The 13,785-nt window shown below is 59.3% G+C and carries 12 protein-coding genes; 5 read left to right on the top strand and 7 right to left on the bottom strand.

Annotation, left to right across the window (positions count from 1 at the left end; genetic code table 11):
* Window positions 1-43: 43 nt before the first annotated feature.
* The gene (locus tag ACM6IN_RS25645) at window positions 44-970 is read left to right on the top strand and encodes a LysR family transcriptional regulator (protein ID WP_414916912.1); all 927 of its coding nucleotides are present in this window, start codon (window positions 44-46) and stop codon (window positions 968-970) included.
* A 120-nt stretch (window positions 971-1,090) separates the two neighbouring features.
* On the opposite strand, the gene ACM6IN_RS25640 is transcribed toward ACM6IN_RS25645, so the two are convergent.
* From ACM6IN_RS25640 to ACM6IN_RS25630, 3 genes are all read right to left on the bottom strand, one after another.
* A complete protein-coding gene (locus tag ACM6IN_RS25640; protein ID WP_007916448.1) occupies window positions 1,091-1,819 on the bottom strand; it encodes an aspartate/glutamate racemase family protein in 729 nt (242 codons plus the stop codon).
* Between the two features lie 55 nt (window positions 1,820-1,874).
* Entirely contained in the window at window positions 1,875-3,413 is a 1,539-nt protein-coding gene (locus ACM6IN_RS25635) for an NCS1 family nucleobase:cation symporter-1 (RefSeq protein ID WP_414916911.1), read from the bottom strand.
* Between the two features lie 577 nt (window positions 3,414-3,990).
* Window positions 3,991-4,725: a phosphoadenylyl-sulfate reductase gene (locus ACM6IN_RS25630; RefSeq protein ID WP_414893405.1), complete on the bottom strand. Its 735-nt coding sequence runs from the start codon at window positions 4,723-4,725 to the stop codon at window positions 3,991-3,993.
* A 165-nt stretch (window positions 4,726-4,890) separates the two neighbouring features.
* Between ACM6IN_RS25630 and thrH the strand changes: the two genes are divergently transcribed.
* Window positions 4,891-5,508, top strand: a complete 618-nt coding sequence (thrH, locus tag ACM6IN_RS25625) for a bifunctional phosphoserine phosphatase/homoserine phosphotransferase ThrH (protein ID WP_414916910.1) — start codon at window positions 4,891-4,893, stop codon at window positions 5,506-5,508.
* A 131-nt stretch (window positions 5,509-5,639) separates the two neighbouring features.
* Here the strand turns inward: thrH and pabB are convergent, their stop codons facing one another.
* The 4 genes from pabB to ACM6IN_RS25605 all read right to left on the bottom strand — a co-directional run bounded on the left by pabB (window position 5,640) and on the right by ACM6IN_RS25605 (window position 10,409).
* Window positions 5,640-6,983 carry an aminodeoxychorismate synthase component I gene (pabB, locus tag ACM6IN_RS25620; RefSeq protein WP_007916442.1) on the bottom strand — a complete coding sequence of 448 codons (1,344 nt, stop codon included), beginning with the start codon at window positions 6,981-6,983 and terminating at the stop codon, window positions 5,640-5,642.
* Between the two features lie 362 nt (window positions 6,984-7,345).
* A complete protein-coding gene (locus tag ACM6IN_RS25615) occupies window positions 7,346-8,332 on the bottom strand; it encodes an alpha-L-glutamate ligase-like protein (protein WP_095189425.1) in 987 nt (328 codons plus the stop codon).
* A complete protein-coding gene (locus tag ACM6IN_RS25610; protein WP_007916437.1) occupies window positions 8,332-9,867 on the bottom strand; it encodes an inactive transglutaminase family protein in 1,536 nt (511 codons plus the stop codon). The genes ACM6IN_RS25615 and ACM6IN_RS25610 overlap by 1 nt, the downstream gene beginning before the upstream one ends.
* Window positions 9,868-9,872: 5 nt before the next feature.
* Entirely contained in the window at window positions 9,873-10,409 is a 537-nt protein-coding gene (locus ACM6IN_RS25605; protein ID WP_007916436.1) for an ATP-dependent zinc protease, read from the bottom strand.
* 357 nt (window positions 10,410-10,766) lie between these two features.
* Here ACM6IN_RS25605 and ACM6IN_RS25600 point away from each other — a divergent pair, with 357 nt between their 5' ends.
* The 3 genes from ACM6IN_RS25600 to prpC all read left to right on the top strand — a co-directional run bounded on the left by ACM6IN_RS25600 (window position 10,767) and on the right by prpC (window position 13,630).
* Window positions 10,767-11,489: a GntR family transcriptional regulator gene (locus ACM6IN_RS25600; protein WP_172828118.1), complete on the top strand. Its 723-nt coding sequence runs from the start codon at window positions 10,767-10,769 to the stop codon at window positions 11,487-11,489.
* On the top strand, window positions 11,486-12,376 hold the full coding sequence (gene prpB / locus ACM6IN_RS25595; protein WP_007916432.1) for a methylisocitrate lyase: 891 nt from the start codon (window positions 11,486-11,488) through the stop codon (window positions 12,374-12,376). The genes ACM6IN_RS25600 and prpB overlap by 4 nt, the downstream gene beginning before the upstream one ends.
* Window positions 12,377-12,502: 126 nt before the next feature.
* Window positions 12,503-13,630, top strand: a complete 1,128-nt coding sequence (gene prpC / locus ACM6IN_RS25590; protein ID WP_150652924.1) for a 2-methylcitrate synthase — start codon at window positions 12,503-12,505, stop codon at window positions 13,628-13,630.
* Window positions 13,631-13,785 lie beyond the last annotated feature (155 nt).

Raw genomic sequence — 13,785 nt, 5'->3', positions numbered from 1 at the left:
GATTGCTATAGTCTGTGTAAACCAGAAGTTTATAGTGGCGATCATGGAAACCTTCAGCAGCATTGAATGCTTCGTGCGCAGTGCCGAAGTCGGCAGCTTTGCCGAGGCCGCACGACGCTTGAGTCTGACCCCGGCAGCCGTCGGCAAAAGTGTGGCCAAACTCGAGGTTCGGCTCGGCGTGCGGCTGTTCCAGCGTAGTACACGCAGCCTGACACTGACCGAGGCCGGACAACTGTTTCTGGATCAAGTCAGCGGTAGCCTGACCACCATTCAAAATGCCGTGGCCAATCTCTCCAGCGTCGAAGGGCTGCCGGCGGGAACGCTGAAAGTCAGCATGGGCGCCGCGTTTGGCTGTCTGCATATCGTGCCGATGCTGGGTGAGTTTCTGCAGCGCTACCCCGCGATCAATCCGGACTGGCATTTCGATAATCGACAGGTCGATCTGATCGCCCAGGGCTTTGATGCGGCCATCGGTGGCGGTTTCGAACTGCCGCAAGGCGTGATCGCGCGCAAGCTGAGCCCGGCGCACCGGATATTGGTCGCGTCTACCGACTATTTACAGGCCCATCCGCCGATCATCGAGGCGGATGACCTTAATCATCACGACGGCATTCTGATCCGCTCGCCGCAGACCGGACGCGTGCGTTCCTGGCAATTGACCGGACGCAATCCACAGAACTGTCAGCCGTTGATGCTCAAGGCGCGGATGACCATGAGTGATTCCGAGGCCGCTTGCAGGACAGCAGCACAAGGCTTGGGCATCGCGCTGGTGAGCATGCCGTTTGCGGTCGGGTATCTGGAGGCGGGGACGTTGCAGCGAGTGCTGCCGGAATGGTTTGTCGATGATGGCAACATTTCGATTTACTACGCCGAGCATAAGTTGTTGCCGGGCAAGACTCGGGCGTTTGTCGATTATGTGATTGAGCAGTTTGCGGAGCAGGGGTTGGCGCGGCGGTTCAGTGCTATCTGAGCAAGGTATCAGACCGAGGTGTGGCCTTCGCGAGCAGGCTCGCTCCCACATTTGGAATGCATTTCCCCTGTGGGAGCGAGCTTGCTCGCGAATGGGTCGACTCGGTTTTCGCTGATGACCTCAGCGGGCAAACCGCCCCGGCCAGCCAATGATGTTCTTCGGCCGTGGCGTTGCATAAGTCCGCACTTTCGACGTCGACAAGCGCAAGCGCACCAGCGATTCCGCAATCGTCACCGCTGCTGTCACCCCGTCCACCACCGGCACGCCAGTGCGTCGACGAATCTGTTCATCCAGCCCGGCCATGCCACCGCAACCCAGGCAAATCACCTCGGCTTTGTCCTGCGTCACCGCCAGTTCAGCCTGATGCACGATCGCTTCCAGGGCGCGTTGTGGTTCGTGCTCCAGCTCTAGAACGGCCAGACCACTGGCCCGAACTGAAGCACACCGATCCCACAAACCGGACAATTTCAGCCGGTCCTCGATCAGCGGCACGGTGCGATCCAGCGTGGTCACCACCGAATAGGCATGGCCGAGAAACATCGCCGTACTCGCTGCTGCATCGGTGATATCCACCACCGGCACATTGAGCAATTCCTGCAAACCTTCACGACCATGCTCGCCGTAACCGGCCTGAATCACTGCATCGAACGGCTGATCGTAGGACATCACCCGATCCATTACCGCGATGGCCGCCAGATAGCTTTCGAAGTTGCCTTCAATCGAGTCGGCACCGAAGTACGGTGTCAAACCGACGATTTCGGTACCGGGTGACGCAACAGCCTGCGCCGAGCGGGCGATGGCTTCGGTGATGGATTCGGTGGTGTTGACGTTGACCACGAGAATACGCATGGGGAAATCCTTATAGCGGGCAGTTCTGCGGCCCGAAGTCCGGGCCGCGAGGGAGTTAATGGCAGACGTTGTCGACAGCGATCGATTCGCCGCTGATGTCGGCGTAGTGCGGTTGGCGTTTGGCGATGATCAGATAGAGCATTCCGGCGATCCCGGCGCCGATCAGCCAGGAGAACGGCGAGACATTGTGGAAACCCGGGACCAGCGCCAGGACGATGGCAATCAACGCCGCAGGAATAAACGCCGCCACCGCGCGGAAATTGACGCCTCGGCTGTAGTAATAGGCGCCGTTGGGATCTTCGCTGTAGAGCTGCGGCACGTTGATCCGGCCTTTGCGGATCAACCAGTAGTCGACCATGATCACGCCGTACAACGGGCCGAGCAGGGCGCCGAGGCCAGACAGGAAGTACACGATCACCAACGGGCTGTTGTAGAGATTCCACGGCAGGATCAACACGGCGATGGTGGCGCTGATCAGCCCGGCGCGGCGGAAGGTCAGGTACTTCGGCGCCAGGTTGCTGAGCACGAAGGCCGGGGCGACGAAGTTGGCCATGATGTTCACCGCCACGGTGACGATCAGGAACGCCAGGCAACCGAGTACCAGAAAGAAGGTGTTGGGAATCGAGGCAATGATCTCGGTCGGGCTCTCGATGATCCGGCCATTGATCTGAAATTGCGCACCGCACAGCAGGACGGTAATCGCAGCGAACACCAGAATATTCACCGGCAAACCCCAGAAGTTTCCTACCTTGATGGTCTTGCGGCACGGCGAAGAGCGGGCGAAGTCGCAGAAATTCAGAATCAGCGTGCCGTAGATCGCCAGCCACAACGCGCCGCCAGCAAAAATGTTGCGCCACATCTCGCCACCGGTCAGCGGTTCGCGGATCGACCAGGCGATGGTCGCGTCCGCCTGGAAGTACATCCACGCGGCGAGGGCGGCCACGGTCAGCAGAATCACCGGCCCGGCAAACGCTTCATAACGGCGAACCATCTCCATGCCATAGGCCAGAATCGCCAGTTGCACGAACCAGATCGCCACGAAGCACACCCAACCCAGCGTCGACAGGCCAAGAATCGAGTCGTGGTCGTACTCGGCGAAGCCCGGATGCACGGCAGTCAGCAGTACGCGGAAAACCACTGACGCCAGATACGTCTGAATCCCGAACCAGGCAATGGCGATTACTGCCCGGATCAGTGCAGGAATTTGCGCGCCGTGGATGCCGAAACTGATCCGGCTGATCACCGGAAACGGCACGCCGGTTTTCTGCCCCATGTAACCGGACAGGTTCATGAAGAAGTACACCAGCGCCGCGCCGATCCCCAGCGACAGCAGAATCTGCCAGCCACCCAGACCCAGGGCGTAGAGGCCGATGGCGAACGAGTAGTTGGCGATGTTGTGCACGTCATTCGTCCACAGGGCGAAGATGCTGTATTTGCCCCAGCGCCGACCTTCGGCCTTGGTCGGCGCGAGATCATTGTTGTGCAGGCGCGGACTGAGTTGTAACGGCTCGCTCAGACCGTCATGAGGTAACGGTTGAGCGGGGACAGAGGCGGGCAGATTCAGCGCGATGTTGTTGGAGAGACTTGTACGCATTCCGGCAGGCTCCTGATGTTCAAGGCTGCGATGACTGTGCATAAGCCGTCAGGCTCGACAAATCTTCGTCGCAGCAGTGAAAGCATCACTGGTTACGGGGCATCTGCAGCCTGTACGGGATAGGGCGCTTCAGGCTTGCGGATCGAAAGTGGTTTTATGTTTTGCAGTTTTGTATACAAAACATGTATGCACCAAAGCCAGATTTGTGCCAGTTGCGGATCTATAGGCGGCCGTGTTCATTTCGAAAAGTTATCGATGAGTGCTAAGTCTTTGAAATTGGCTGGTTAAAAATTGACCGTTCGAACAGGTATTTATTTTTGGCGGGGGATTTTGATAGCGGGCGGAGGCGAGGTGTTTTTGGCAGGGATGTAACTTTTCAGGGCGCTGAAAGTAAAAAGTGCACACATAAATGGCACCGATGGTGACATTCGTGTGTACACATTTCTGGAGTCCTACAAATCCATGCAGGAGTGAGCCTGCTCGCGATAGCGGTGTATCAGCCAAAAAATTCATCGACTGAGACACCGCTATCGCGAGCAGGCTCACTCCTACAGGGGGAAATCAGCGCGGCAGGGAGTTACGCTTTGCTAATGATATTCCCGGCATGCAACCCGCATTCTTTCTGCGTCGCCTCTTCCCACCACCAGCGGCCTTCGCGCTCGTGCTGGTTCGGCAGGACAGGGCGGGTGCACGGTTCGCAGCCGATGCTGATAAAGCCGCGCTCATGCAGGCTGTTGTACGGCAGCTCGAGCATGCGGATGTAACCCCAGATCTCTTCGCTGGTCATCTGCGCCAGCGGGTTGAACTTGTACAGGGTGCGCTCCGGGGTGGAGAACGCGGTATCGATCTCCATCACCGCCACGGCGCTACGAGTGCCCGGGCTCTGGTCGCGGCGCTGGCCGGTTGCCCAGGCGTTGACGGCGGACAGTTTGCGCCGCAAAGGTTCGATCTTGCGGATGCCGCAGCATTCGCCGTGGCCGTCCTTGTAGAAACTGAACAGGCCTTTTTCCTTCACGAACGGTTCCAGTTTCGTGTAGTCCGGCGACACCAGTTCGATGTCGATCTTATAGTGCTCGCGTACCTGATCGATGAAGCGGTAGGTCTCCGGGTGCAGACGGCCAGTGTCGAGGCTGAACACCTTGACGTTCTTGTTGAGCTTCCAGGCCATGTCCACCAGCACCACATCCTCGGCGCCGCTGAAAGATATCCACAAGTCATCGCCGAACTCGGCAAACGCGAGTTTGAGAATGTCTTGCGCGGATTTGTTGGCATAGGTCGTGGCGAGTTCCACGACGTCGAACGTTGCACTCATCAGGGCGGCTTCCTACAGGTCGGTGGCGCTGGGCGCTCTATATGGGGCTGATGGTAACAAAAAGCTGCACGGCTCGGGGGCCTGCCGTGCGTTGCGCGTCTGCCTGTGAGTCGCTAGAGTTCGGCATCGCTCGACTCAAATAATCAATACAAACGGGAGTGTCTTGTGGAAATTGCTTGCCTGGATCTTGAAGGGGTGTTGGTGCCGGAAATCTGGATCGCCTTCGCCGAAAAAACCGGAATCGAATCCCTCAAGGCCACCACCCGGGACATTCCCGATTACGACGTGCTGATGAAGCAGCGTCTGCGCATTCTCGATGAGCACGGTTTGAAGCTTTCGGACATTCAGGAAGTGATCGCCACACTGAAGCCGCTGGACGGCGCGGTGGAGTTCGTCAACTGGCTGCGCGAGCGCTTTCAGGTGGTGATTCTGTCGGATACGTTTTACGAGTTCTCACAGCCGCTGATGCGCCAGTTGGGCTTCCCGACCTTGCTTTGCCATCGTCTGATCACTGACGAAACCGGGCGGGTGACCAGCTATCAGTTGCGTCAGAAAGATCCCAAGCGCCAGTCGGTGCTGGCGTTCAAAAGCCTGTATTACCGGGTGATTGCGGCGGGGGATTCGTATAACGACACGACGATGCTGGGCGAGGCGGATACGGGGATTCTGTTCCACGCGCCGGAGAATGTGATTCGCGAGTTCCCGCAGTTCCCCGCGGTGCACACCTTTGCCGAGTTGAAGCAGGAATTCCTTAAGGCCTCAAACCGCGACCTCAGCCTGTAAACCCAACCACCTGACGATCATTCCCACGCTCTGCGTGGGAATGCCTCAACGGACGCTCCGCGTTCGGCTTTGGATGGGACGCGGAGCGTCCCGGGCTGCATTCCCACGCGGAGCGTGGGAACGATCATTACTCAGAGGTTTTGCAGGGTTTCGAGGAGGATTCTGACTTTGGTGATCGACTCCTGATACTCAGCCTGCCAATCCGAGTCAGCGACAATCCCGCCACCGCCCCAGCAACACACCTGCCCATCCTTGACCAACAGACTGCGAATCGCGATGGAGCTGTCCATCTCGCCGCGCACGTCCAGGTACAGCAACGAGCCGCAATACAAGCCGCGCCGGGTCGGCTCCAGTTCATCGATGATCTGCATCGCACGAATCTTCGGCGCGCCGGTGATCGAGCCGCCGGGGAAACTGCCGGCAATCAAATCCAGTGCGTCGCGATCATCGGCCAGTTCACCGGTGACGCTACTGACCAGGTGATGCACGTTCGGATAGCTTTCCAGGCTGAACAACTCCGGCACCCGCACCGAACCGATGCGGCAAGTGCGGCCGAGGTCGTTGCGCAGCAGGTCGACGATCATCAGGTTTTCCGCACGATCCTTGGGGCTGGCCAGCAGTTCGGCGGCGTTCGCGGTATCTTCGGCTGGCGTCAGGCCACGCGGGCGAGTGCCTTTGATTGGCCGGGTTTCCACCTGACGCTGGCTGACTTTGACGAAGCGCTCCGGCGACAGGCTCAACACGGCGCCGCCGTCGGGCAGGCTCTGGAAACCGGAGAACGGCGTTGGGCAGGCCTTGCGCAATGCGCAGTAAGCCAGCCATGGGTCGCCCTGGCACGAAGCGCGGAAGCGTTGGGCGAAGTTGACCTGATAGCAGTCGCCGGCCTGGATGTAATGCTGAATGCGTTCGAAGGCTTGGCGGTAGTTGTCAGCCGAGAGATCGGCGGTCATTGGCTGGTTCAGTTTGAACGGCGCCATCAACTCGACAAGCGGCTGACTGAACAGCGCGATCAGCCGCTGTTTCTCGCTATCGATCACGGATGGATGAAACACCAGTTGGCTGCTGGCCGTCTGGTGATCGCTGATCAGTGCCCAGGCGTACAGGCCAAAACGTGCATCCGGTAATTGCAGATCATCGCGGGCCTGGCTCGGCAGGTTTTCCAGATGGCGGCCGAAGTCGTAGCTCAGATAGCCGATCAAACCGCCGGCGAAGGGCAGGTCGAAACCCGTTGGCAAATCAGCTTCGCCGAGGCGATTCAGATTGTCGCGCAGACGCTGCAGGAAGTGATCGCCGCTTTCGTCCGGCATTACCGCCAGTTGTTCCAGCGGCCAGGCGCTGAGCAGGTCATAACGGCCACGGTCGGCACTCGGTCGGCCGCTGTCGAGCAGCACGGCGCCAGGCGCGTTGCGGATGGCCGCGAAATAGTCGGCGGGATTGGCGCGGTAGGGCAGCGGGTGTACGGAGCAGGTCAACATGGGCGGGGCAGATCGGCCGTTGAGGCGGGGTGGGGATTGTAGTCCTCTCTCGGCTGTCAGATCAAAATCAAAAGCCTACCCCCTCACCCCAGCCCTCTCCCCCAAGGGGGGCGAGGGGGAAAGGGAGCAGATCGGGGGCTTTTCAAAACTTGGGTTCGGCTCGATATCTTGGGGGATGGAGCCGATCTGCATGCTTTTCAAGGCCAGGGTTCGGCTTGATATTTTGGGGGAAGGGAGCAGATCTCCATGCCGTTCAAGCCTGAGTTCGACTCAAGACGTTCAGGTCGGCGTACCTCCAACATCCACCTCGGTCAGTCCCCTCTCCCTTTGGGAGAGGGTTAGGGTGAGGGGCTCTTCAGCTTTTAGCCCTCGACAGCAGGAATATGCCCAAACATTTCCTGGGTAAACGCCACGCGCTCTTCAACCGATTCCGTCACCCCACGCGCCTTCAGCTCTTCCAGACGCGCTTCAACCGCGTGCGTGCGCAACGTCAGCCCACAGTCATTGGCGATCTGGATATTCAGCCCCGGCCGCGCATTCAGCTCCAGAATCAGCGGACCTTTCTCCTGATCGAGCACCATGTCCACGCCGATATAGCCCAACCCGCACAGCTCATAACAGCCCGCGGCGAGTTTCATGAAACCGTCCCAGTAGGGCAGTTGCACGCCGTCCACCGCGTTGGTGGTGTCGGGGTGTTTGGTGATGATGTTGTTCAGCCAGGTGCCGCGCAGGGTCAAACCGGTCGCCAGATCGACACCCACGCCAATCGCGCCCTGGTGCAGGTTGGCCTTGCCGCCCGACTGCCGGGTCGGCAGGCGCAGCATCGCCATCACCGGATAACCCATCAGCACGATGATGCGGATGTCCGGCACACCTTCGTAGCTGATGCTTTTGAAGATCTGATCCGGAGTCACGCGGTATTCGATCAGCGCCCGGTCACGATGGCCGCCCAGCGAATACAGGCCAGTGAGGATGCTCGAGATGTGATGCTCCAGCTCTTCGTGGGCGAGGATTTTGCCCGATACCGTGCGATAGCGACCTTCGAAACGGTCGGCGATGACGATGATGCCGTCACCGCCAGCGCCTTGGGCCGGTTTGATCACGAAGTCGCTGCGCCCGCCGATGATCTCGCCGAGCTTGTCGATTTCCTTTTCGGTGGAAATCACGCCATACAGCTCTGGCACGTGAATGCCGGCCGCGATGGCGCGCTCCTTGGTGATGATCTTGTCATCGACGATCGGGTACAGGCTGCGCTTGTTGTACTTGAGCACGTAGTCGGCGTTACGCCGATTGATGCCCATGATGCCCCGCGCCTCGAGGGCCTTCCAGGTCTTCCAGAAACCGAACATCAGGCGTCAGCCTTCTTCAGGAAAGCCTTGAAACGCACCAGTTCGGTCAGGCGGTAGCCGCGATAGCGACCCATCGCCAGCATGAAACCGACCAGAATCAGCAGGATCGCCGGGAAGGTGAACACGAAGTACACCAACTCAGGCACGGTCATGATCAGGTGCGCCAGAGACGCGGCGAACAGCGTACCAATCGCGACTTTCATCGCATGGCTGGCGCCGCGCTCTTCCCAGGTGATCGACAGGCGTTCGATGGTCATGGTCAGAATCACCATCGGGAACAGCGCCACCGACAGACCACGTTCCAGCCCGAGCTTATGGCTGAACAGGCTGATCGCCGCGATCAACACCACGACAAAGGTCAGCACCACCGAGAGTCGCGGCAGCATTTGCAGCTTCAGGTGTTCCAGGTACGAACGTAGCGACAGACCCAGCGCGGTGATCACGGTAAACAGCAGAATGCCGAAGCCCAGCTGCGTTTCGCGGAAGGCGAGGGCGATCAGTACCGGGGTGAACGTGCCGAGGGTCTGCAGGCCGATCAGGTTGCGCAGGATCAGGATCACCAGCACACCGATCGGGATCATCACCATGATCATGAACGTCTGTTGGGTCTGCAGCGGCAGGCCGTACAGCGAGTATTCGAGGAAGTTGGCGTCGGTGTTTTCGTCGGTCAGCTTGGCCAGACGAATCGCGTTCATCTCGCTGTTATTCAGGCTGAAGGTCACGTTGGCCTTCTTGCCGCCATCGACGGTGATCAGGTTCTCATCGCCGGTCCACCACAGCAGACGGTCGGTCGGCAGGCCTTGTTCGCCGGTTTCCGGATTGAAGTACAGCCAGTCGTTGCCGTTGAAGCTGCGCAGCCACAGTTCAGGCGTTTGCGGCTGGTCGGCGACGAGGCGGATGGTGTGGACTTTTTCCACCGGCACGTGGGCGATGGACAGCAGCAGTTCAACGATTTTGGCTTTGTGCGGCGTCGACGGATCGCCGGCCAGCAGCAGTTTCACGTTGTCGTCGTTAACGTTGTTGACGCGTTTGATCGCCTCGCCAATAAACGTTTCGACGTCGGCGGAATGCTGGCGGATCGGCGCGAGCAGGGCTTCGGCGGCGATTTTCTCCGGGCCTTCGATGACCATGCTGTCGCGGAAGGTCGGGCCTTTGATCTTGGATTTTTCCGCGGTGTAACGCTTGGTCAGCACCAGACGGTAATAAAGCGTCTGATTCCCTTTGGCCCGGCGCGCCGACCAGGTGACCTTGCGGTTGCCGTCGACGCGGTTCACGGCGACGCCGTAGTTATTGGAGATAAAACTCTCGTTGAGGCTGACGTAATCGCGGCTCAACGGCGGCACGAACATCTGGATCTTCACCGGATCCTTGGTGCTGGCGACGAATTCGACCTTGGCGTCGATGTTCCACAAGTCGTCGGTCGCATCTTCGGTCACCGGGATGCCGAGCACGAAAATCTGATAGGCCGTAACCGAAACGCCCAGGAGCACCAGAATGGTGATCAGGATTTTCAGGTGGAAGGTTAGAGAACGCATGGAAATTACTCGGCGGTATGAGCGGCGATGGTGCAGGCGGGTTTGCCGGCAGCGTATTTAAGACTGGGGTCGACCAGCGCGTCGAAGCGTTTCAGCGCCTCGGAGCCAATCAAAAGCGGGTATTGGAACGCACTTCGGTCGGTCAGGTTCACTTCGATGCTGCGCAGCGCTGATCCCATGCAGATATCCAGCTCGATCACCGGACGGGCGGTGTACTTCTTGCCTTCTTCCGGGTCGTAGTCGCCGGCGCGGCGCTTGATCTTGCTGACCCGCGCCAGCGGCCGTTCGATCGGGTGCGAATGCGCGGCGTCGATGGCCAGGTAGAAGCGTACCCAGGACTCACCGTTGCGTTTGAAGCGTTTGATGTCGCGGGCACTCAGCGAGGCGGTTTTCGCCCCGGTGTCGAGTTTGGCCGCGACTTCCAGATTGATGCCGTCAAGCGAAGCGTATTCGTTGAGGCCGTACACGGTTTTTTCCCCCGCGGCGGCGAGGCCGGGCAGGCAAAACAGGGCAAAGAATGTGGGAAAAGGCTTGAGTCTCATAAATCCTGGTGCGCAGCGTTCCGTTTTCGGTTCAGGTCCTTGGCAAAACTTGCGCAAGGCCCTTCGTGTGCCTATCAGCTTTTTATGACAAGCCGTACAAATGGCCAGCAAATGCGGGCGGCATTCTAGCACGGTGGGTTTATGGCGCCAGCGCCTGCACCGGTCTATAAAAGATCAAAAGATCGCAGCCTTCGGCAGCTCCTACATTGGATTTGCGTGCGCCCTGTAGGAGCTGCCGAAGGCTGCGATCTTTTAAGGTTATTAGACGATTGTCGACAATGTCTATTTATCCTTTGACTGATGCGGGCGAATTGGCTAGTTTTTGCCGCATTGGATTTAAAGGTGTCGACAATCATGCTGGATCAACTCGATCCCCCGGTCATCAGCGGCGACGATTCCGAGACGCTTTCGGAAAACGTCTTCCGACGCATTCAGGCGGCCATCGTCAAAGGCGAGATCGCCCCGGGCAGCAAGATCTCCGAGCCGGAGCTGGCGCGCACTTACGGCATCAGCCGTGGGCCATTGCGTGAGGCGATTCATCGCCTGGAAGGTCAGCGCCTGCTGGTGCGGGTACCGCACGTCGGCGCGCGGGTGGTGTCGCTCAGCCACGCCGAACTGCTCGAACTGTACGAAATCCGCGAATCCCTCGAAGGCATGGCCTGCCGTCTGGCGGCCGAACGCATGAGCGTCGAAGAAATCGACGAGCTGCGCCGAGTGCTGGAAACCCACGAGCGCGACGCCGCGTTTCAGGCCGGCGTTGGTTATTACCAGCAGGAAGGCGATTTCGACTTCCACTACCGGATCATCCAGGGCAGCGGCAACCGCACGCTGACGCAGATGCTCTGCGGCGAGCTGTATCAACTGGTGCGCATGTACCGCATCCAGTTTTCCACCACGCCGAACCGCCCGCGCCAGGCCTTTGCCGAACACCACCGGATTCTCGATGCCATCGCCGACCGTGACGGCGAGCTCGCGGAATTGTTGATGCGCCGTCACATCGGCGCCTCGAAACGCAACATCGCCCGTCATTACCAGGACGGCGCCCACAATAAGACAGCCACTGAACGAGGTGAGTCATGAGTTCCAAGCACAGCACTCCAGGCCAGCGTTTCCGCGATGCGGTCGCCAGCGAGCACCCATTGCAAGTGGTCGGCGCGATCAACGCCAACCACGCGCTGCTGGCCAAGCGCGCCGGTTTCAAGGCGATCTACCTGTCCGGTGGCGGGGTGGCCGCAGGTTCCCTCGGCGTTCCGGATCTGGGCATCACCGGTCTGGATGACGTGCTGACCGACGTGCGGCGGATCACTGACGTTTGCGATCTGCCGCTGCTGGTCGACGTCGACACCGGTTTCGGCTCGTCGGCGTTCAACGTCGCGCGCACGGTCAAGTCGATGATCAAGTTTGGCGCGGCGGCGATTCACATCGAGGATCAGGTCGGCGCCAAGCGCTGCGGCCACCGTCCGAACAAAGAGATCGTCAGCCAGCAGGAAATGGTCGACCGCATCAAAGCCGCCGTCGATGCCCGTACCGATGACAGCTTTGTAATCATGGCGCGTACCGATGCGCTGGCGGTGGAAGGTCTGGAGTCGGCTCTCGATCGCGCAGCGGCGTGCATCGAGGCCGGCGCCGACATGATCTTCCCGGAAGCCATCACTGAACTGGAGATGTACAAGCTGTTCGCCAACCGCGTGAAAGCGCCGATCCTGGCCAACATCACCGAGTTCGGTTCGACACCGCTGTACACCACCGAGCAACTGGCCGGCGCCGACGTGTCGCTGGTGCTGTATCCACTGTCGGCGTTCCGCGCGATGAACAAGGCTGCGGAAAACGTCTACACCGCGATCCGTCGCGACGGCACGCAGCAGAATGTCATCGACACCATGCAGACTCGCATGGAGCTTTACGATCGCATCGATTACCACACGTTCGAGCAGAAGCTCGACGCGTTGTTTGCCGCGAAGAAATAAAGATCAAAAGATCGCAGCTTGCGGCAGCTCCTACATGAACCGCATTCCCCTGTAGGAGCTGACGAGTGCAATGAGGCTGCAATCTTTTCGCCACACTCCCTAACAAATTCAAGATTGGAGAAAACAATGGCCGAAGCAAAAGTACTCAGTGGCGCCGGGCTCCGTGGCCAGGTTGCCGGGCAAACCGCACTGTCCACCGTGGGCCAGGCCGGTGCCGGGCTGACCTATCGCGGCTACGACGTGCGTGAACTGGCAGCCGATGCACAATTTGAAGAAGTCGCGTACCTGCTGCTGTACGGCGAACTGCCAACCCAGGCGCAACTCGACGAATACCAAGGCAAGCTGAGCAAGCTGCGCGACCTGCCGCAAGCGCTGAAAGAAGTGCTCGAACGCATCCCCGCCGACGCCCACCCGATGGATGTGATGCGCACCGGTTGCTCGTTCCTCGGCAACATCGAACCGGAGAAAGACTTCTCCGAGCAGCGTGACAAGACTGACCGCTTGCTCGCCGCGTTCCCGGCGATCATGTGCTACTGGTATCGCTTCAGTCACGACGGCAAACGCATCAATTGCGTCAGCGACGAGCCAACCATCGGCGGCCACTTCCTGCATTTGCTGCACGACAAGAAGCCAAGCGAACTACATGTCAAAGTGATGAACGTTTCGCTGATCCTTTACGCCGAGCACGAATTCAACGCCTCGACCTTCACCGCACGGGTTTGCGCATCGACCCTGTCCGATCTGTATTCCTGCGTAACAGCCGCTATTGGTTCGCTGCGCGGCCCGTTGCACGGCGGCGCCAACGAAGCGGCGATGGAAATGATCGAGCGCTTCTCGTCGCCGGAAGAGGCGATCAAAGGCACCCTCGGCATGCTCGAGCGCAAGGACAAGATCATGGGCTTCGGCCACGCGATCTATAAGGACAGCGACCCGCGCAACGAGGTGATCAAGGGCTGGTCGAAAAAACTCGCCGATGAAGTCGGTGACAAGGTGTTGTTTCCGGTTTCCGAAGCCATCGACAAGACCATGTGGGAGCAGAAGAAACTGTTCCCGAATGCCGATTTCTACCATGCCTCGGCGTACCACTTCATGGGCATTCCGACCAAGCTGTTCACGCCGATCTTCGTCTGCTCGCGCCTGACTGGCTGGGCTGCGCATGTGTTCGAACAACGCGCCAACAACCGCATCATCCGTCCAAGCGCCGAGTACGTCGGCGTTGAACAGCGCAAGTTCGTGCCAATCGAACGTCGCTGAAATGGTGGGTTGACCCGATCCTTGAAACCACCGCAAATCCCTGTAGGAGTGAGCCTGCTCGCGATGACGGACTGACATTCACCATCGATGTCGACTGATCCACCGCTATCGCGAGCAGGCTCACTCCTACAAGGGACGGTGTGAATCTTGAGTCT

The organism is Pseudomonas sp. IT-P395 (assembly GCF_949767675.1).
Taxonomy (GTDB): domain Bacteria; phylum Pseudomonadota; class Gammaproteobacteria; order Pseudomonadales; family Pseudomonadaceae; genus Aquipseudomonas.
The sequence above is the reverse complement of the archived record's forward strand: the minus strand, read 5'-3'. Positions and strand labels throughout refer to the sequence as shown.